Here is a 19,680-nt window from a genome sequence, read left to right on the forward strand (position 1 = left end):
CCCCCGAACAGCTTCGCGCCCCCCCTCATTCCGCAGGCACCCCCGCAGGCGCGCGCCGCGCCCCGGCCGCCACGCGATAACGCCGGTCCGTCAGGCTCAGCACGCCGCCGAAGGCCATCAGCAGACAGCCCGCCCACAGCCAGTTCGCGAAGGGCTCGATATAGGATCGCACCGCCCAGCCGCCATTCTCCTGCGGATCGCCGATCACCAGATAGACATCGCGCAAAAGGCCATAGTCGATCGCGGCCTCGGTCGTGGGCATTCCGGCCACGGGATAGATGCGCTTCTCGGGGAAGAGCCGCGCCACCTCCTGCCCGTCCCGCTGGACCAGCATCTCGGCGGTGGTCGATCGGAAATTCGGCCCCTGCACCTCCCGCACATCGACCAGCGTCACCTCATAGGGGCCGAGAGCATAGCTCCCCCCCACCTGCACCACGCGGATATCCTCGGTCTTCCAGGCCAGCATCGCCGCCACGGCAAAGACCGTGACGCCCAGCCCCCCATGCGCCACCGCCTTGCCCCAGTCGGCCCGCGGCAACCGCGCCAGCCGCGCCAGGCGGCCCGAAATCGCGCCGCGCCCCGTCCGCGTCCACAGATCGACCAGCGCGCCGCCGACGACCCAGATCCCCAGCAGCACCCCCACCGGGCCCAGCGCGCTGCGCCCGGTCTGCATCGCCCAGACCAGCGCCCCCAGCGCCACCGACAAAAGCAGCAAGGGCCAGAGCGGCCGCATCGCCCGCCCCGCATCGCCCCGCTTCCAGGGCATCATGGCCCCCAGCGGCAAAAGCATCGCCAGCGCCACCGCAAAGGGCGAGAAGGCCGCGTTGAAGAAGGGCTCGCCCACCGAAAGCTTGCGCTGGAACAGAAGCTCCGCCACCAGGGGCCAGATCGTCCCGAAGAACACCACGAAGGCCGCCACCGCCAGAAGGATGTTGTTGGCCACCAGCGCGCTTTCGCGGCTGACCATGCCGAAGACGCCCTTCGCCTCCATCGCCCCCGCGCGTGCCGCAAACAGCGTCAGCGCGCCCCCCATGAAGACGCCAAGGATCAGCAGGATGAACACCCCCCGCTCCGGATCATTGGCAAAGGCATGCACGGATGTGATGACGCCCGACCGCACGATGAACGTCCCGATCAGCGAAAAGCCAAAGGCAAGGATGGCCAGCAGGATCGTCCAGGCCTTCAGGCTTTCGCGCTTTTCCACCACGATGGCCGAATGCAGCAAGGCCGCCGCGATCAGCCAGGGCATGAAAGAGGCATTCTCCACCGGATCCCAGAACCAGAACCCGCCCCAGCCCAGCTCGTAATAGGCCCACCAGGATCCCAGCGCGATGCCGATGGTCAGAAACACCCAGGATACCAACGTCCATGGCCGCACCCAGCGCCCCCAGGCCGCATCCACCCGCCCTTCGATCAGCGCCGCCACCGCGAAACTGAACGACATCGAAAGCCCGACATAGCCCAGGTAAAGGAACGGCGGATGGAACGCCAATCCCGGATCCTGCAACAGCGGGTTCAGATCCTGCCCGTCCAGCGGCGGGATCGCCAGCCGCAGGAACGGGTTCGACGTCAGCAGCATGAACAGAAGGAAAGCCACCCCGATCATCCCCTGCACCGCCAGCACCCGCGCCTTCAGCTGCGGCGGGAGATTCCCCCCGAACCACACCGCGCAGGCCCCGAACAGCGCAAGGATCAGAACCCAAAGCAGCAGCGACCCCTCATGGTTCCCCCAGACACCCGAGATCTTGTAGAGCATGGGCTTCAATGTATGCGAATTGCTCACCACCAGCGACAGCGAGAAATCCGAAACCACGAAGGCATAGGTCAGCGCCGCAAAGGAAAAGCCCACCAGCAGGAACTGCGCCACCGCCGCCGGATCGGCCACCGCCATCCAGGCCGCATTGCGCCGCTCGGCCCCCACCAGAGGCACGATGGACTGGATCACCGCCACCGCCAGCGCAAGGATCAGCGCGAAATGCCCAAGCTCGACGATCATGTTGGCCCTCCCGGTCTCTGCGCCAGACCATAGGCCCAAACCGCGCCCGCTCCAATGGGGATGCGCCCCCGCGTCGCAGGCCCTGACGCAGGCTTGATCGCCCCGGCCCTTCATCTTGGCCCAAATACCCAATTCCAACGGCACCACCCCCACCCCGGGCCGCCCAAGGGCGCCCTCCCCTCCCCCGTCCTTCACGGGGGAGGGGCCGGGGGTGGGGGTCGCCCCCTACCGCCGCCCCGCCTTCCGCGTGGACAGAAGAAGGTTCGTCTCCGACACGGTGACCCCCTCCATCGCCCGGATCCGGTGAATCGTCTCGTCCAGCTCAAGCAAAGTCTGCGTCCCCAATTCCACGATCACATCCCAGCGCCCATTGGTCGAATGCACCGCCTGCACCTGCGGCAGCCCCCCCAGCCGCGCCATGATCTTCTCCCCCCCGCGCCCCTCGATCCCGATCATCATCAGCGCGCGCACCGGGGACGACGTCACATCCCCCCGCGTCACCACGGTGAACCCGGCAATCTCCCCCTTCACCGTCAACCGCTCCATCCGCGCCCGCACCGTGGCGCGGCTCAGCCCCAGCCGATCCGCCAGATCGGACAGCGCCGCCCGCCCATCGCGCCGCAACTCCGCCATCAACCGCTGGTCAACATCGTCCATCATGGCCAATTTCTCCGCCGATCCGCGCAAACCCCTGTCCAGATCGACCATAACAACGCTAGGATTCGCCGCAACCCGGTAACACCCTGCCCCGAACGAAGGAGTTTCCCATGCCCAACGCCATCCTCATCGGCGCCCCCATCGATTCCGGGCAACGCTATCCGGGCTGCCTCATGGGCCCCGCCGCCTATCGCGTGGCGGGCCTCGCGCAGGCCATCCGCGACCTCGGCCACGGGCTGCAGGACTGGGGCGATGTCGCCCTGCCCGACCTCAAGCCCCTCACCTGCCCCAACCCCGCCGTCCATTCCCTGCCCGAAACCGTGGGCTGGACCGAAATCCTTGCCGACCGTGTCGATGACGCCCTCTCGCAGAACGGCCTGCCCATCATCCTGGGCGGCGACCACTCCCTCGCCCTCGGCACCGTCGCAGGCGCGGCAGCCTTCGCCAGGCGTCAGGATCGCCCCCTCTTCCTCCTCTGGCTCGACGCCCATTCCGATTTCCACACCCCCCTCACCACCACCTCCGGCAACCTGCACGGCACACCCGTCGCCTATATCGCCGGCCGCGACGGCTTCGACGCCTTCCCCCCCTTCCCGGCCCCGATCCCGCCGCAGAACATCTGCCTCTACGGCATCCGCTCCGTCGATCCGGCGGAACATGCCGCCCTCCTCACCCATGACATCGCCATCAACGACATGCGCGTGCTGGATGAGGCGGGAATCGTCGCCCCCCTCCGCGCCTTCCTCGACCGCGTGCGCAAGGCGGGCGGCATGCTCCACGTCTCGCTCGACGTGGATTTCCTCGATCCCTCCATCGCCCCCGCCGTCGGCACCACCGTCCCCGGCGGCACGACCTTCCGCGAGGCGCATCTGGTCATGGAACTCCTCCATGAATCCGACCTCGTCACCTCGCTCGACCTCGTCGAACTCAATCCCTTCCTCGATGAACGCGGGCGCACCGCCCGCCTGATGGTCGACCTCGTCGCCTCCCTCATGGGGCGCAAGGTCTTCGACCGCCCCACCAGAGGCCATATGTGATGCTCAATCTCGTCCCCTTCGTCTCCGTCGACCGCATGATGAAACTCGTCCACCGCATCGGCGTGGAGCGCATGCTGACCGACCTCGCCACAGCAATCGAAACCGACTTCCTCCGTTGGGGCCAGTTCGACAAGACACCCCGCATCGCCTCCCATTCCGACGTGGGCGTGATCGAACTCATGCCCACCTCCGACGGGCAGACCTACGGCTTCAAATATGTCAACGGCCACCCCTCCAACATGAAGCGCGGGCTGCAGACCGTCACCGCCTTCGGCCTCTTGGCCGATGTCGAAACCGGCTACCCCGTGCTGCTGTCGGAAATGACCATCCTCACCGCGCTGCGCACAGCGGCGACCAGCGCCATGGCCGCCAAATGGCTCGCCCCGCGCGGCGCCACCACCATGGCCCTCATCGGCAACGGCGCGCAGGCGGAATTCCAGGCGCTGGCCTTCAAGGCCGTCTGCGGCCTCACCGAAGTGCGCCTCTACGACATCGACCCCACAGCCACTGCCAAATGCGCGAAGAACCTCGCAGGCACAGGCCTCACCGTCACGCCATGCCGCACCGCCGAAGACGCCATCCTCGGCGCGCAGATCATCACCACCGTCACGGCGGACAAGACCAACGCCACCATCCTGTCCGACAACATGCTGGGTGCAGGCGTCCACATCAACGGCGTCGGCGGCGACTGCCCGGGCAAGACGGAACTCCACCGCGACATCCTCACCCGCTCGTCGATCTTCGTCGAATACCCGCCCCAGACCCGCATCGAAGGCGAAATCCAGCAACTCCCCCCCGACCACCCCGTCACCGAACTCTGGGAGGTCATCGCAGGCCGCGCCACGGGCCGCACCGACCCCGCCCAAGTCACCCTCTTCGACTCCGTGGGTTTCGCGATCGAGGATTTCTCCGCCCTGAACTACATCCGCTCCAAACTCGCGGAAACCGGCCTCTACGAAGACCTCGACATGATCGCCGATCCCGACGATCCCCGCGATCTCTTCGGCATGCTGCTCCGCGCCGCCTGATCTTGTCGGGCCAACCCCGCGCCCCTTCGTCTCGGACCAGATACCCGACGGGGGTCCGGGGGTGTCAACCCCCCGGCGACCGGCCAATGGCGCCAGGCAGGGCATCAAGCAGCCCCTAACCCACCGTTCGCCGCGTGCATACGCCCTGCTGCACCGGCCATCTGCACCGCGCGCTGCACGCGAAATTTGCCCCGTAGGGCGGGGTTCACCCCGCCCGCCGCACCCTTCCCGTAGGGCGGGGTTCACCCCGCCCGCCGCACCCTTCCCGTAGGGCGGGGTTCACCCCGCCCGCCGCTCCCTTCCCGTAGGGCGGGGTTCACCCCGCCCCCCGCCCCGATCAATGCAGCCGGAATTCCCCCACGACATTGCGCCACTCACCCGGCGAGATCAGCTTGCGATGGGTGAATCGCACCGAATGCAGCGGCCCCTCGATCTTTTCCTGCCAGAATTCGATGAAGCGGAAAAGTTCCGGATAATCCGGCGCCAGATCATAGTGCTGCCACACGAAGGTATTGAGAACATTTCGATAATCCGGCATCCGGTAGAAAAATTCTGCCGTCGTCAGACCATATCCCCGCAGCATCAACTCCGTCTCGCTGCGCCCGTCCAGTGAAGCCATGCGCGCCTCCATGCTTGCCCCCCTGTGGAAAGGCTGCATCGATTCGCGCGATCTGGCAACGATTTCAATATGTTGGCACTCATCCACCCCTGCTGCCAAAACCCCACCCCTTCCCGCATTGCACCCCATATGCAGGATGGTGTAAGGTCGCCCGCAACAAGATATAGGCCCCGCGCCGGAAGTCAGAGGCTCACGTGAACGATACCCCGGAAACCCCTGAAAACACCGAAGATTCCGCCCCCCGGAACCCCTGGCACGGCCCCCAGGTCTCCATCGCGGACGAGATGAAGACCGCCTATCTCGACTACGCCATGAGCGTGATCGTCTCCCGCGCCATCCCCGACCTGCGCGACGGGCTGAAGCCGGTCCACCGCCGCATTCTTTTCGCGATGCAGGAATCCGGCAACACCCACGACAAACCTTATCGCAAATCCGCAAGGCCGGTGGGCGACACGATGGGGAAATACCACCCCCACGGCGATAGCGCGATCTATGACGCGCTGGTGCGCATGGCGCAGCCCTTCTCCATGTCGCTGAAACTCCTCGACGGTCAGGGCAACTTCGGCTCGATGGACGGCGACGCAGCGGCCGCCATGCGCTATACCGAAGTGCGGATGGACAAACCCGCCGCCTTCCTCCTTGCCGATATCGACAAGGAAACCGTTGAATTCCAGGACAATTACGACGGCAAGGACCGCGAACCCACCGTCCTTCCCGCCCGCTTTCCCAACATGCTGGTCAATGGCGCAGGCGGCATCGCGGTCGGCATGGCGACCAACATCCCGCCCCACAACCTTGGCGAAGTCATCGACGGCACGCTTGCGCTGATCGAGAATCCCGATCTCTCGACCGAGGCGCTGATGGACATCATCCCCGCCCCCGACTTCCCCACGGGCGCGGTGATCCTTGGCCGCTCCGGCGCGCGCAAGGCCTATCTCGAAGGGCGCGGCAGCGTCATCATCCGCGCCCGCACGCGGGTGGAAGAAATCAGAAAGGATCGTTTCGCCATCATCGTGGACGAGGTTCCCTATCAGGTGAACAAGGCCGCCATGATCGAAAAGATCGCCGAAATGGTCCGCGACAAGAAGATCGAGGGGATTTCCGGCGTCGCCGACGAATCCGATCGGATCGGCGTGCGCGTGGTGATCGAACTGAAACGCGACGCCACGCCCGATGTCGTCCTGAACCAGCTCTACCGCTTCACGCCCATGCAAACCTCCTTCGGCTGCAACATGCTGGCGCTGAACGGTGGCCGCCCCGAACAACTCACCTTGCGCGATTTCCTCACGCATTTCATCACCTTCCGCGAGGAAGTGGTGGCCCGCCGCACAGCCTTCGAACTCCGCAAGGCCCGCGAACGCAGCCACATCCTCTGTGGCCTCGCCGTCGCCGTGTCGAACGTCGACGAAGTCGTCCGCACCATCCGCGCCTCTGCCGATGCCGCCGAGGCGCGCGAGAAACTGATGACCCGCCGCTGGCCCGCCGCCGACATCGCGGCCTATATCCGCTTGATCGACGACCCGTCGCACACGATGAACGACGACGGCACCTACAACCTCTCCGAGGCTCAGGCCCGCGCCATCCTCGACCTCCGCCTGCAACGCCTCACAGCACTTGGCGTGAAGGAAGTCACCGACGAACTCGAAGACCTCGCCGCCAAGATCAAGGATTACCTCGAAATCCTGTCGTCCCGCGACCGCATCATGGCCATCATCTCGGACGAACTCCGCGAAGTGAAAGCCGCCTTCGCCGTCCCCCGCCGCACCGAGATCCAGGACTGGTCCGGCGATATGGAGGATGAAGACCTCATCGAACGCGAAGACATGGTCGTCACCATCACCTCCGGCGGCTATATCAAGCGCACGCCGCTTGCCGAATTCCGGTCGCAGAACCGGGGCGGCAAGGGCCTGTCCTCGATGCAGACGAAGGAAGACGACGTCGTCACCACGCTCTTCGTGGCGAACACGCACACCCACCTCCTCTTCTTCACGACCGACGGCATGGTCTACAAGATGAAGACGTGGCGCCTCCCCCTCGCGGGTCGCACGGCCAAGGGCAAGGCCATCGTCAACATCCTGCCCATCGAAACCGGCGTCTCCATCGCCGCCCTCATGCCCGTGGACGTGCCCGAGGAAGACTGGGCCAACCTCCAGATCGTCTTTGCAACCTCTGACGGCGACGTCCGGCAGAACGACCTCAGCGATTTCACCAACGTCATGCGCAACGGCAAGATCGCGATGAAGCTGCCGGAAGGCGTGTCCCTCGTGAACGCGGCGATTGCCGATGAAAACGACGACGTCATGCTGGTCACGGCAGGCGGCCGCGCCATCCGCTTCTCCACCACCGAAATCCGCGTCTTCAAATCGCGCGGCTCCACCGGCGTGCGCGGCATCCGGCTGGCAGAGGGTGACAAGGTCGTCTCCATGGCCATCATCCGCCATTTCGAAGCGACCCCCGAAGAACGCGAAGCCTATCTGAAACAACGCCGCCTCATGGCAGGCGCGGTGGACGATGACGCCGAGGCTGACGATGATGAAGAAAGCGTCACCGCAGCGGTCGGCCAGCTGTCCACCGAACGCTACGCCGAAATGTCCGCCGCCGAAGACCTGATCCTGACGATCACCGCAGGCGGCTCGGGCAAGCTCTCCTCCTCGCACGGCTACCCCGTGCGCGGTCGCGGCGGCATGGGCGTCAAGGCGATGGACGGCGCGATGCGCGGCGGCAAGCTCGTCGCCTCCTTCCCCGTGGAAATGTCCGACCAGATCATGCTCGCCACCTCCACCGGCCAGTCGATCCGCGTCCCCGTGGACCAGATCAGCTTCCGCTCCCGCTCCGCAGGCGGGGTGAAGGTCTTCAATGTTGGCGCGGATGAAGAGGTCGTCTCCGTCGCCCGCGTCGCCGAACAGGGCGATGAATGACCTTGCCGCGCGGCTGGCCGACCTTGCCGCGCAAGGGAAGACAATAACTTACGGCGCGCTGGCCCGCGATCTGGGCTGGCGCGTCGCAGACCTGACCGCCGCCCTCGAACGCCTGATGGAAGAAGACGCCGCCGCAGGCCGCCCCCAGCGCGCGGCGCTGATGGAGGGGCGCCTCTCCAACGGCCTGCCCGCGCAAGGCTTCTTCCTGAAACTCGCCGCACTCGGCATCCACCCCGCCGACCCGGCCAGCTATGTCAGCGAAACCCGCGGCCGCCTCTGGCAGGATCCTCCACAAAGATCCTGATTGCACACGCATGGTGACCCCTCTCGCCATACCCCTGAATTTTCGCAGAAAATTCGCCCGCTATCTTGCTCGCAGAGCAAGCACGCCCCCTGCATCAGCGCACAGCACCCGCGCGCCAGTCTCTATTTCGTGCATCTGAAGGGAATGTTAGCACCTCGCCGACCGGCCTTCGAAGCCGGGATCGCAGCACGAACCGGGACAGGACACCCACCATGCAAGCACTTTCCACCTTCGGCCCCCTCGTCGGCCGCGTTCTCATCGGCCTCCTCTTCCTTCTTGCCGGTCTCGGCAAGCTGGGCGATGTCGCAGGCTTCTCGGGCTACCTCGCCTCCGGCGGCCTTCCGGCCTTCCTCGCCTGGCCTGCCGTGATCTTCGAAATCGCCGTGGGCCTCCTCTTGATCATCGGCTACCAGACCCGGATCGTGGCGCTGGCCACCGCCGCCTTCTGCGTGGTGGCGGGCGTCCTTTACCACTTCGCCCCTGCTGACCAGATGCAGATGGCCATGTTCCTCAAGAACCTCGCCATCGCCGGTGGCCTTCTGATGTTCGCCATCCACGGCCCGGGCAAACTCGCCCTCGACAAGGCCTGACGCGCCACTCCCTCTCCCCCGAGGGGGAGAGGGCGGGGGTGAGGGGCTTTCCCTTTCCCCCCAAACCCCCTAAATCCCTCGCCATGAGCGATACACTCCACATCATCGGCGGCGGCATGGCCGGGTCCGAGGCCGCCTGGCAGGCCGCCCGCATGGGCGTCCGCGTCGTGATCCACGAAATGCGCCCCACCGTCGGCACCTTCGCCCACCGCACGGGGCACCTTGCGGAAATGGTCTGCTCCAACTCCTTCCGCTCCGATGATGACGAACGTAACGCAGTGGGCCTCTTGCACTGGGAAATGGGCGCCGCCGACGGGATCATCATGCAAACCGCTCGCGCCCACCGCCTGCCCGCAGGCGGCGCGCTGGCCGTGGACCGCGACCCCTTCGCCGAATCCGTCACCCGCACCCTGCGCAACCATCCCCTGATCACGGTCGAGGATGGGGAAATCACCGACCTCCCCACCGAAGGCCACTGGATCATCGCCACCGGCCCCCTCACCTCCGGCGCGCTTGCGCAAAGCATCCGCGCGGCAACGGGTGCCGAACACCTCGCCTTCTTCGACGCCATAGCCCCCATCGTCTATGCCGAGACGGTGGACATGTCCGTCGCCTGGATGCAGTCCCGCTACGACAAGGGCGAAACGGTCGAAGAACAGACCGCCTACATGAACTGCCCGATGGACAAGGCCCAGTACGACGCCTTCATCGACGCCCTGCTGGCCGCCGAAAAAACCGAATTCCACGAAGGCGAGACGGCGGGCTATTTCGACGGCTGCCTTCCCATCGAAGTCATGGCCGAACGCGGCCGCGAAACCCTCCGCTTCGGCCCGATGAAGCCGGTGGGCCTGACCAACCCGCACCGCCCGGACGTCAAACCCCATGCAGTGGTGCAACTGCGCCGCGACAACAAACTCGGCACGCTCTACAACATCGTCGGCTTCCAGACCAAGATGAAATATGGCGCGCAAACCGCTGTTTTCAAAACCATTCCGGGCCTTGAAAACGCCTCCTTCGCGCGCCTAGGTGGCATCCACCGCAACACCTTCATCAACTCGCCCACGCTGCTGGATGATCGCATGCGCCTGAAATCCCGCCCCAACCTGCGCTTCGCGGGACAGGTCACGGGCGTCGAAGGCTATGTCGAATCCGCCGCAATGGGCCTGCTGGCCGGTCGCATGGCAGCAAGCCAGATCCTCGGCCGCGACCTGCCCCCGCCGCCGCCCGACACGGCGATGGGCGCGCTGATCACCCACATCACGGGCGGGGCGGATGCCAAGACCTTCCAGCCCATGAACGTCAATTTCGGCCTCTTCCCCCCGATCGACGCCAAGGGCGGCCGCCGCGGCCGCAAGGACCGCTACAAGGCCTATACCGACCGCGCGAAGGACAGCTTCACCCGCTGGCTCGCCGCGCAATAGGCCCCGCGATGGCGCCATTCCGCACCCGCTTCGCCCCGTCTCCCACCGGCCCCCTGCATCTCGGCCACGCCTATTCCGCCATCCTCGCCCATGACATGGCCCGCGCCGCAGGCGGCGCGTTCCTGCTGCGCATGGAAGACACCGACCTCGACCGCTGCCGCCCCGAATGGGAAGCGCAGATCGTCGAAGACCTGCGCTGGCTCGGCCTCAGATGGGATGGCCCCATCCACCGCCAATCCGACAAGATCGCCGCCTACAACGCCCGCCTCGAACCGCTGGCAGACCGCGGCCTCCTCTACCCCTGCGCCTGCACCCGCGCCGATATCCGCGCGGCCCTCTCCGCCCCGCAGGAAGGCGTGGCCTTCAACGTCTATCCCGGCACCTGCCGCCACCGCCCGATGTCAGACCGCCGCCCCGGCGACGCGCTGCGCCTGAACCTCGCCGCCGCCCTCGACGCCCTTCCCGACGCGCCCTCCTTCACCGAAACCGGCCCCGCCCATGCAGGCCCCCACCGGATCGACCGCGCCAAGGCCCTGTCGCAGATCGGCGACGTGGTCCTGTCGCGCAAGGGCGAAGACATCGTCGCCTATTTCCTCGCCTCCGCCTTCGACGATGCTGACCAGGGCATCACCCATGTCATCCGCGGCGAAGACCTTTTCGACTTCACCCCCGTTCAGGTCATCCTGCAACGCCTGCTCGGCCTGCCGACCCCCCTCTACCACCACCACCGCCTGATCCGCGACGACCAGGGCAAACGCCTCGCCAAACGCGACGATGCCCGCGCCATCGCCAAATACCGCGCCGACGGCGCCACCCCGCAGGACATCCGCCGCATGACAGGCCTCTGACCCCTGCCGCTTCATCCATTCTCAAATATCCTCGATGCGGGTGAATTGGCGCATGGCACCAAGACGGGGCGCGAGCGCCCCCTTCCCTCACGCCATCGGCGCGCTCAGCACCACCTCGCCCCCATCCCGAACCGCCGTGTAGAAGCAGGATCGCCGGTTCGTATGACAGGCCGGCCCCTCCTGCTCCACCAGCGCCAGAAGGCAATCCCGATCACAATCCACCCGCAGTTCCACCAGCCGCTGCACATGGCCCGACGTCTCGCCCTTCACCCAGAAAGCCGCCCGCGACCGGCTCCAATAGGTCACGCGCCCCGTCTCCAGCGTGCGCGCCACGGCCTCGGCATTCATCCACGCCATCATCAGCACCTCGCCCGACACGGGGTCCTGCGCGATGCAGGGGATCAACCCATTGGCATCATACTTTAGGCTTGCGGGGTCAAAGGACATCGGTCCTCTCCTTGGCAGGGGCGTCAGAGGGGTCTATCTAAGAGGGATGCCGCAAAAGGAAAAGCCATGAGCGACACAGATCTCGTCAAGCTCTATTCGGGCCGCATCCTCGAACTCGCCGCCGACATGCCGCTGACGGGCCGCCTGCCCAATCCCGACGGCACAGCCAGGAAGCGCTCTCCCCTCTGCGGCTCCACCGTCACCGTGGACGTCACGCTCGACGGCGACCGTATCGCCGATTACCGGCAGGACGTGAAGGCCTGCGCGCTGGGTCAGGCCTCTGCCTCCGTCTCCGCCCGCGTCGTGATCGGCCGCTCGCGGGACGAGATCGCCACGGCCCGCACCGAACTCGAAGCCATGCTCAAGCGCGGCGGTGCTGTCCCCGCCGCCCCCTTCGACGGGCTGGAAGTGCTGCTCCCCGCCCGCGACTATGCCAACCGCCACGCCTCCATCCTCCTCGCCCTCGACGCAACCCTTGCGGCCATGGACGAGGCGCTCAAGGCCCGCGCGGCGGTCTGATCGTCAACCTGCCCTTAACCTGGCCATGAAAAAAACCGCCGCACGTCCTGCGACGGCGGCGGTCAGTGGCGTTTCGTTCTTCGGATGGGCAGGGCTGCCATCCGGGTGCCGCTTGGGGACAGGCACGTGGAACCGAAAGCGCAGGCAGAACTCAGGCAGAAAACAGGTGCAGCGACAGCACCAGCATGGAGAAAAGCGCAACCACCCCGATCGTATCCTCGATCACCGTCGCGCGAGAGCGGGAAAGAATGTCCTTCATATCCGTCAGCATCGTCACCCTCCATGACTTGTTGCTGATTTGTTCTCATAATTCTCGACTCGTGTAAAGAACTTTTTAAGAACATTCGCGTTCATATCAAGAACACTCCCTCCCCCAGACATGGGGGAGGGTTGGGGAGGGGGTTGCCTGGGCGCAAAATGAAAACGCGTGCCGGCTTCACGCAAGAACCGGCAACGGCGGCCCTATCCCACCCCGATCAACCGGATCGCCCGGTCCTGATCCAACAGCCATAGCAGCAGCCGCGCCGCCTTCCCGCGCGGCCCTTCCAGCGCCGGATCATCGGCCAGCAACCGCCGCGCGTCGGTCTGCGCAATCGCCATCAGCGCCCCCTGCCGCTCCAGATCCGCCACCCGGAACCGCGGCAACCCCGACTGCGCCGTCCCGATCAGGTCGCCCGCCCCCCGCATCGCCAGGTCCTCCTCGGCAATGCGGAACCCGTCCTCCGTATCCCGCAACACCTTCAGCCGTCGCTCGCCCCCCTCGCTCAATGGTGCCTGATACATCAGCAGGCAAGTCGACTCCGCCGCCCCCCGCCCCACACGGCCCCGCAACTGATGCAGCTGAGCCAGCCCGAATGTCTCCGCCCGCTCGATCACCATGATCGAGGCATTGGGCACGTTCACCCCCACCTCGATCACCGTCGTCGCCACCAGCACCTTCGTCTGACCGGACACAAACCGCGCCATCGCGGCATCCTTCTCGGCAGGCGGCATCTGGCCATGCACCATCCCCACCACATCGCCCAGGGCCGCGCGCAGGTGCTGGAACCGCGCCTCGGCGCTGGCATAGTCCAGCACCTCTGAGTCCTCGACCAGCGGGCAAACCCAATAGGCCTGCCGCCCCTCGGCCACCGCCTTCGCCAGATGGCCCACCACCTCCTCCATCCGTGCCGTCGGCACCAGCGCGGTGCGAATGGGCTTCCGCCCCGGCGGCTTCTCGTCCAGCACGGACACATCCATGTCGCCATAGGTCGCCAGCGCCAGCGATCGCGGGATGGGCGTCGCCGTCATCACCAGCGTATCCGTCGCCGCTCCCTTCGCGCCCAGTTCCATCCGCTGCGCCACGCCGAAACGGTGCTGCTCGTCCACCACCGCCAACCGCAGATCGGCGAAATGAACATCCTTCTGGAACACCGCATGCGTCCCCACCAGCACCGCAATCCGCCCCTCGGCCAGATCGCGCAGCTTAGCCGCCCGCTCCGCCCCCTTGTCGCGCCCCGTCAGCAATTCCAGCCGCACCCCCGCCGCAGCCGCCAGCGGCTCCAGCCCCGCGAAATGCTGCCGCGCCAGAATCTCGGTGGGTGCCATCATCACGCCCTGCCCTCCCGCCTCCACCGCGATCAGCAGCGCGAGGAAGGCCACCAGCGTCTTCCCAGCCCCCACATCCCCCTGCAACAGGCGGTTCATGCGGAACGGCCCCTCCATATCCCCCGCAATCTCGGCCACCGCCCGCGCCTGCGCCCCGGTCAGCGCATAGGGCAACCCCGCCACCACCTTCGCCCGCAGACGGCCATCCCCAACCGTCGGCAACCCCTTCTGCTTCCTCAGCGTCGCCCGCGCCAGCGCAAGCGTCAGCTGATGCGCCAGCAATTCGTCATAGGCCAGGCGCTGCCGTGCCGGATGCGTGGGCGCAAGGTCCGCCGCACCAACAGGCCGATGCATCGCCTCCACCGCCTCGCGCCAGGACGGCCACCCCTCCCGCGCCAGCAGCGGCCCGTCAATCCATTCCGCCAGCACAGGCGTGCGGGCCAAGGCCCCCGCCACCGCCTTCGCCACAACCTTTTGCGTCACCCCCGCTGTCAGCGGATAGACGGGCTCGAAGAGCGGCAACTCTCCCGCCTCCTCCACCCGCAGCACATGGTCGGGATGCACCATCTGCGCGATCCCGTCGAACAGCTCCACCCGCCCCGACACCAGCCGCCGCTGCCCCGTGGGCAACAGCCGCTGCAGAAAATCCCCCCGCGCGTGAAAGAAGACCAGCGTGAACTCCAAAGCCGCATCCCGCACCATCACGCGATAGGGCTTCCCCTTGGTCCGCGGCGGGAAATGCGCCCCCACCTCCACCTCCACCGTCACGACGCAAGGCGGCACCAGCTCGCGCACGGATGCCTTCCGCGCCCGATCCACCCCCGAATGCGGCAACAGGAACAGCAGGTCCTTCGGCCTCTCCACCCCCAGCCCCGCCAGGGCCTTCGCCGTCTTCTCCCCCACGCCCTCCAGCGTTTCCAGCCCCGCGAATAGCGGGAAAAGCTCGGGCGGCCTGCTCATGCGTCCCCGATCAGGGCCAGCCACCCGTCCTCGTCGATCATCTTCACGCCAAGCCGCTCGGCCTCCTTCGCCTTCGACCCCGCCCCCGGCCCAGCAACCAGCAGGTCCGTCTTGGCAGAAACCGACCCCGCCACCTTCGCCCCCAAGGCCTCCGCCCGCGCCTTCGCCTCGGCCCGCGTCATCTTCTCCAGCGTCCCGGTGAACACCACCGTCAAACCTGCAACCGGCGACTCCGTCGCCCGCGCCTCGGGCGGCTGGATATCCAGATGCGCCACCAGCCGCGCGATCGACGCCCGCTCCTCGGGGTTCGCCAGCGTATCCGACAGCGACAGCGCCAGCACCGGCCCGATCCCGTCGCCCGTGATCAACTCACGCCACGCCGCCGCAGCCTCTTCCGGCACCGCGAGCGAAGCCACCGCCCGATCCCGCGCCTCCTTCACCCGCGCGCGCCGCCCTTCGGCCACGGCCGCCGCCCGCTCCTCCAACTCTGCCTCATCCGCCGCGCGATGCGCCAACGCCGCAGGCCGCGCCAGATCGACCGCCGCAACCAGCGCGTCCCATGTCAGGTAATGCCGCGCCAGATCCTGCGCCGCCACCTCGCCCACATGCCGCATCCCCAAGGCAAAGATCACCCGCGCCAGCCCGATCCGCCGCCGCTCGCGGATCGCGGCCCAAAGGTTGGTGACAGACTTCTCGCCGAACCCATCGCGATTCTTCAGCTTCTGCAAGGGGTTCGCCGCATCCCGTGCCTCAAGCGTGAAGATATCCGCAGGCTCCCGCACCGGCAGGATGTCGTCGGCAAAGAACATCTCCACCTGCTTCCGCCCCAACCCCTCGATATCGAAGGCCGAGCGTGAAACGAAATGCACCAGCCGCTCCACCGCCTGCGCGGGGCAGATCAGGCCCCCGGTGCAGCGGCGCACCGAATCCCCCTCCTCCCGCACCGCAGCAGACCCGCATTCCGGGCAGAGATGGGGGAAGACATAGGGCACCGCCCCCTCCGGCCTGCGCGACATGTCCACATCCGCCACCTTCGGGATCACATCCCCCGCGCGGTAGACCTGCACCCAGTCGCCCACACGGATATCCTTGCCACCCCGGATCACCTCACCGCGCGAGTCGCGCCCCGCGATGTAATCCTCGTTATGCAGCGTCGCATTCGACACCACGACCCCGCCCACGGTGACAGGCGCCAGCCGCGCCACAGGTGACAGCGCCCCCGTCCGCCCCACCTGAATGTCGATCGCCTCCAGCCGCGTCCAGGCCAGTTCGGCCGGAAACTTGTGCGCGATCGCCCAGCGCGGCGTGGTCGACCGGAACCCCAGCCGCGCCTGAAGCGACAGGTCATCCACCTTGTAGACCACCCCGTCGATGTCATAGCCCAAGGACGCTCGCATCGCCTCGATCCGTCGGTACTGCGCCAGCATCTCCTCCGGCCCGGCGCAAAGCACGGTCAGCGGATTCACCTGAAATCCCAAAGCCTTCAGCCGCGCGATTGCAGCAAATTGCGAACCCGCCAAGGGCTCTGACAGCGCCCCCCAGGCATAGGCAAAGAACCGCAGGGGCCGCGTCGCCGTGATCCCCGCATCCAGCTGCCGCAGCGATCCCGCCGCCGCATTGCGCGGATTGGCAAAGACCTTGCCCCCGCTCGCCGCCTGCCGCGCATTCAGCGCCGCGAAATCGGCATGCGACATGTAGACCTCACCCCGCACCTCCATCACGGCGGGCGCGCCCGCAACCCGGCGCGGAATATCGGCAATCGTCAGGGCATTTTCGGTGACATTCTCCCCCACCTCGCCATCGCCCCGCGTCGCCGCCTGCACCAGAACCCCGCCCTCATAGCGCAAGGAAAGCGACAGCCCGTCGATCTTCGGCTCTGCCACATAGGCGATGCGCGCCTCTGTCCCCAGAAAGGATCGCACCCGCCCGTCGAAATCCGCCACTTCCGCATCATCAAAGGCATTGGCAAGCGACAGCATCCGCACCTCGTGGCGGATCTGGCCGAAACCGTCCGACACCGGCGCACCCACCTGGTCGCTGGGGCTATCGGCCCGTTTCAGATGGGGAAACCGCGCCTCGATCTCTGCGTTGCGCCGCTTCAGCGCGTCATAATCGGCGTCCGAAATCTCGGGCGCGTCCAGCATGTGATAGGCTTGGTTCGCCGCCGCGATCTCGGCCGCAAGGCGGGCCAGTTCGTCGCGCGCTTCCGCTTCGGTCAGCGCTGCAGGATCCCTATCACCAGTCATCTCCGCCCCCTTCGATCGCCCCCCAAGGTTTAGGGGGCGACCGGGGCCTCGTCCAGAAGGCTCGATCGCCGATCAGCTTGCGGCGGCGATGGAAACCCGGCGATGCGCGATCTCGGGCACCGGATCGCGCATCACATAGCCGCGCCCCCAGACCGTCTCGATATAGTTGTCACCGCCCGTCGCCTCGGCCAGCTTCTTGCGCAGCTTGCAGATGAAGACGTCGATGATCTTCAGTTCCGGCTCGTCCATCCCCCCATAAAGGTGGTTCAGGATTGTGTAAACTGACGTGGAAGATCAATCGGTTAGGCTTTTTGTTTCCCCCGGACAAATGCCGAACACCCTAGCAACCTTGAAACGCGAGATATCATGACTTGTCAGCTTTACCGCCACTTCGACGCAGAGGGCCGATTGCTTTACGTCGGCATATCTCTCAGCGCGGTGGAGCGGCTAAAGCAGCATGTCGCGCGGTCTGGATGGTCGGCAGAGATTGCCAGCATCACGGTTGAAACCCATGCGGACAGAGAAGCCGCCATGAAGGCCGAGCGCGAAGCGGTGGAGCGTGAGCGCCCGCTATACAACAAGCAGCTTGTGCCGAAGGGCCAGCTTCGGATGCCCTTCCCTGATGGCTTCAACGAAAGCGAGTATGACGGCGACATACCCAAGCTTGGCGCGAAGTTCCATGACGCCATTGGCTGGAAAACGCATGTGCGGTTTGAAGGGTCTGATGATGGCCTTCTGTATATCTACAGGGGCGAGGCCAAGCCGATTGCGCTGGACTTTGAGAAGCTGCGCGCCTTGGCGGAAATGGCGGATCGTGCCAAAAAGTGGCGTGACGACTTCAACGAAATCCACGCAGATTTGGTGCGCGAAGTTGGCTTTGAACTGTGACGCCGCCGCAGTTGCCGCTGTGCGGGCCGCCATCGCCGCAGTGTTGAACAGGCCGCAGGGGCCGGGAGATGGAGAGAAGTGATGGAGCGCAAATGTGACGATTGCGGATTGCCAATTTCAATTTGCAACGCGATCACGGCGGTAAGGCTTGCTGCGACGCGGAACGGGCAAGAGGCGGTTAAGGCAGCACTGGCAAATGCCGGATTCCCACCCCCCGGAGCCTGACCATGTGGCATCGCATTGACGACCCCGACCACCCGCCGCCGAAGGATGGGACGCTGGTTCGCTTGAGAAGCGAGAATTACACCCCGACAGATTGTTTCTTCTGGAACAAGCCCAACCGCCGATGGGAAACGCATGTTTTCGCACTCGCGCGGAAGTGTGTCGGATGGTGGGATAGCGCGCTTGAACAACCCACCCACTGGAAACCCGCAGAGGACACGCCATGACCAACCTTGACGACCTGATCGCGCGGCTGAACCGAGAGATTTATGCCATTCTTGGCCCCGAAGGCGCGGACTATTCGGAAGAGCCTGTTACGTTCTACATCGAAGCCGCCGCCGCGCTGGAAGCCCTGCGCGATGAGGTGGCGTGGAAGGTGGAGGCCGCATATCGAGAGGGATTGGATAAGGGCATATGGGATGGGTTCGGCGGGCCGGAAAACCCAGAAGAAGCGACTAAGGCTTGGATGGCAAGCAAAGCCCGCGCCGCCCTTGCGGAGAATACCATTCTGCCGAAAGATGACGCGCAAGCCTTCTGCTCAAAGGCTGCAAGGGCCAACATTGTCGAAGGCATTGCCGCGCGTATATACCTGCTGCAACGCTACGATTTTGGCGGCATCAATGGCATGGATGAAGCGAAGCTAGGCGAGTATTTGGAATTTGAGGACGTGGCGAAAGTTCTAGCCGCCGCCCTTACGGATCAATAACCCCCCACGCCTTCCACGTTCCCGGAGTTCCGGCTGTCGTGCAGACCCAGCCGATTTTCCCCGCCGCAGACGGCGCGTTGTTGAACACGATATCACCGCGCGCCCAGGTGCCAGTCGTCGGGGCCGCGCTGGAATAGGTGAGCGCCCGCGCCGAGTTGTTGAGGCCGAGGAACAGCGCCGGAAAATTGACGCTTTCCCCGACAGCAGAAGACCGCCCATAAGTGGCCGTGGTGGTGTTGCTGTTGATATTCATCAGCGGGCTGGAGAACGAGCCGAACCCCATTTCCAAGCCGACGCCATCTGTCTTATACCGCAGCCGCCAAGGATAGCTGATCCCTGTCGTCGTGTGCCGCGATGTGACGATGTTCCCGCTTTCGGTGCCGAGGTCGGCGCTACAGGTGGCATTTGTCCCCCGAAACCCACCCATGTCGTTCCGCAAAGCGCGCGGGCCGTTGGCTTGTTCCGTCATCAGCTTTTGGCCCAAGCCAGCCGAAAAATCGGTGATCATGCAGCCGATCATCGTGCCATTCCATTGGGCGTTATCCCCGTTCCCATCTTCGGCATAACAGCCGATCAGAACGGATTGATTGCTGGCGTAGAACGACCCTAGCCCACATTCTCCAAGTAAGTCGCTGATTTCGCTGTCGTAATCGTGATATTTCGCATATAAATCATGGCGTTGACGGC

General features: G+C 65.6%; 17 protein-coding genes and 1 pseudogene. 10 read left to right on the forward strand and 8 right to left on the reverse strand.

What is annotated here, in order from left to right; translation table 11 throughout:
• Window positions 1–25 precede the first annotated feature (25 nt).
• Together G5V65_RS14030 and G5V65_RS14035 are read right to left on the reverse strand one after the other, a co-directional pair.
• Window positions 26–1,996 (reverse strand): heme lyase CcmF/NrfE family subunit, encoded by a 1,971-nt coding sequence (locus tag G5V65_RS14030; RefSeq protein WP_165051196.1) that lies wholly within the window; start codon window positions 1,994–1,996, stop codon window positions 26–28.
• A 225-nt stretch (window positions 1,997–2,221) separates the two neighbouring features.
• Complete coding sequence (locus G5V65_RS14035) at window positions 2,222–2,653, reverse strand: Lrp/AsnC family transcriptional regulator (protein ID WP_165051252.1); 432 nt, start codon at window positions 2,651–2,653, stop codon at window positions 2,222–2,224.
• 110 nt (window positions 2,654–2,763) lie between these two features.
• Between G5V65_RS14035 and rocF the strand changes: the two genes are divergently transcribed.
• Complete coding sequence (gene rocF / locus G5V65_RS14040) at window positions 2,764–3,690, forward strand: arginase (RefSeq protein WP_165051197.1); 927 nt, start codon at window positions 2,764–2,766, stop codon at window positions 3,688–3,690.
• Window positions 3,690–4,718: an ornithine cyclodeaminase gene (locus G5V65_RS14045; protein WP_165051198.1), complete on the forward strand. Its 1,029-nt coding sequence runs from the start codon at window positions 3,690–3,692 to the stop codon at window positions 4,716–4,718. The genes rocF and G5V65_RS14045 overlap by 1 nt, the downstream gene beginning before the upstream one ends.
• A 337-nt stretch (window positions 4,719–5,055) precedes the next feature.
• On the opposite strand, the gene G5V65_RS14050 is transcribed toward G5V65_RS14045, so the two are convergent.
• Window positions 5,056–5,337, reverse strand: coding sequence for an usg protein (locus G5V65_RS14050; RefSeq protein WP_165051199.1), 282 nt, complete (start codon window positions 5,335–5,337; stop codon window positions 5,056–5,058).
• 194 nt (window positions 5,338–5,531) lie between these two features.
• On the opposite strand from G5V65_RS14050, the gene gyrA reads away from it, so the two are divergent.
• From gyrA to gluQRS, 5 genes are all read left to right on the forward strand, one after another.
• The gene (gene gyrA / locus G5V65_RS14055; protein WP_165051202.1) at window positions 5,532–8,255 is read left to right on the forward strand and encodes a DNA gyrase subunit A; all 2,724 of its coding nucleotides are present in this window, start codon (window positions 5,532–5,534) and stop codon (window positions 8,253–8,255) included.
• Window positions 8,248–8,559, forward strand: coding sequence for a hypothetical protein (locus G5V65_RS14060; protein WP_165051204.1), 312 nt, complete (start codon window positions 8,248–8,250; stop codon window positions 8,557–8,559). The genes gyrA and G5V65_RS14060 overlap by 8 nt, the downstream gene beginning before the upstream one ends.
• A 212-nt stretch (window positions 8,560–8,771) precedes the next feature.
• Window positions 8,772–9,149 (forward strand): DoxX family protein, encoded by a 378-nt coding sequence (locus G5V65_RS14065; RefSeq protein ID WP_165051206.1) that lies wholly within the window; start codon window positions 8,772–8,774, stop codon window positions 9,147–9,149.
• A gap of 83 nt (window positions 9,150–9,232) precedes the next feature.
• Window positions 9,233–10,570 carry a methylenetetrahydrofolate--tRNA-(uracil(54)-C(5))-methyltransferase (FADH(2)-oxidizing) TrmFO gene (gene trmFO, locus G5V65_RS14070; protein ID WP_165051208.1) on the forward strand — a complete coding sequence of 446 codons (1,338 nt, stop codon included), beginning with the start codon at window positions 9,233–9,235 and terminating at the stop codon, window positions 10,568–10,570.
• Window positions 10,571–10,578: 8 nt separating this feature from the next.
• Complete coding sequence (gluQRS, locus tag G5V65_RS14075) at window positions 10,579–11,418, forward strand: tRNA glutamyl-Q(34) synthetase GluQRS (protein ID WP_165051211.1); 840 nt, start codon at window positions 10,579–10,581, stop codon at window positions 11,416–11,418.
• Between the two features lie 87 nt (window positions 11,419–11,505).
• On the opposite strand, the gene hisI is transcribed toward gluQRS, so the two are convergent.
• Window positions 11,506–11,865: a phosphoribosyl-AMP cyclohydrolase gene (hisI, locus tag G5V65_RS14080; RefSeq protein WP_165051213.1), complete on the reverse strand. Its 360-nt coding sequence runs from the start codon at window positions 11,863–11,865 to the stop codon at window positions 11,506–11,508.
• A 66-nt stretch (window positions 11,866–11,931) separates the two neighbouring features.
• On the opposite strand from hisI, the gene G5V65_RS14085 reads away from it, so the two are divergent.
• Complete coding sequence (locus G5V65_RS14085; protein ID WP_165051215.1) at window positions 11,932–12,384, forward strand: iron-sulfur cluster assembly scaffold protein; 453 nt, start codon at window positions 11,932–11,934, stop codon at window positions 12,382–12,384.
• 462 nt (window positions 12,385–12,846) lie between these two features.
• Here the strand turns inward: G5V65_RS14085 and recG are convergent, their stop codons facing one another.
• From recG to G5V65_RS14100, 3 genes and pseudogenes are all read right to left on the reverse strand, one after another.
• Window positions 12,847–14,931, reverse strand: a complete 2,085-nt coding sequence (recG, locus tag G5V65_RS14090; protein WP_165051217.1) for an ATP-dependent DNA helicase RecG — start codon at window positions 14,929–14,931, stop codon at window positions 12,847–12,849.
• The gene (gene ligA, locus G5V65_RS14095; RefSeq protein ID WP_165051219.1) at window positions 14,928–17,177 is read right to left on the reverse strand and encodes an NAD-dependent DNA ligase LigA; all 2,250 of its coding nucleotides are present in this window, start codon (window positions 17,175–17,177) and stop codon (window positions 14,928–14,930) included. The genes recG and ligA overlap by 4 nt, the downstream gene beginning before the upstream one ends.
• Before the next feature lie 72 nt (window positions 17,178–17,249).
• Window positions 17,250–17,447: pseudogene (locus G5V65_RS14100) on the reverse strand (winged helix-turn-helix domain-containing protein); the annotation flags it as partial.
• A gap of 96 nt (window positions 17,448–17,543) precedes the next feature.
• Here G5V65_RS14100 and G5V65_RS14105 point away from each other — a divergent pair.
• Entirely contained in the window at window positions 17,544–18,065 is a 522-nt protein-coding gene (locus tag G5V65_RS14105; protein WP_165051221.1) for a hypothetical protein, read from the forward strand.
• A gap of 445 nt (window positions 18,066–18,510) precedes the next feature.
• Entirely contained in the window at window positions 18,511–18,993 is a 483-nt protein-coding gene (locus tag G5V65_RS14110; protein WP_165051223.1) for a hypothetical protein, read from the forward strand.
• On the opposite strand, the gene G5V65_RS14115 is transcribed toward G5V65_RS14110, so the two are convergent.
• The coding region (locus tag G5V65_RS14115; protein ID WP_206526801.1) for a hypothetical protein at window positions 18,980–19,680 on the reverse strand (701 nt) is incomplete at its 5' end. The two genes, G5V65_RS14110 and G5V65_RS14115, sit on opposite strands and share 14 nt — an antisense overlap.

The sequence above is a fragment of the Paragemmobacter kunshanensis genome, assembly GCF_011059185.1.
Lineage (GTDB): Bacteria > Pseudomonadota > Alphaproteobacteria > Rhodobacterales > Rhodobacteraceae > Paragemmobacter > Paragemmobacter kunshanensis.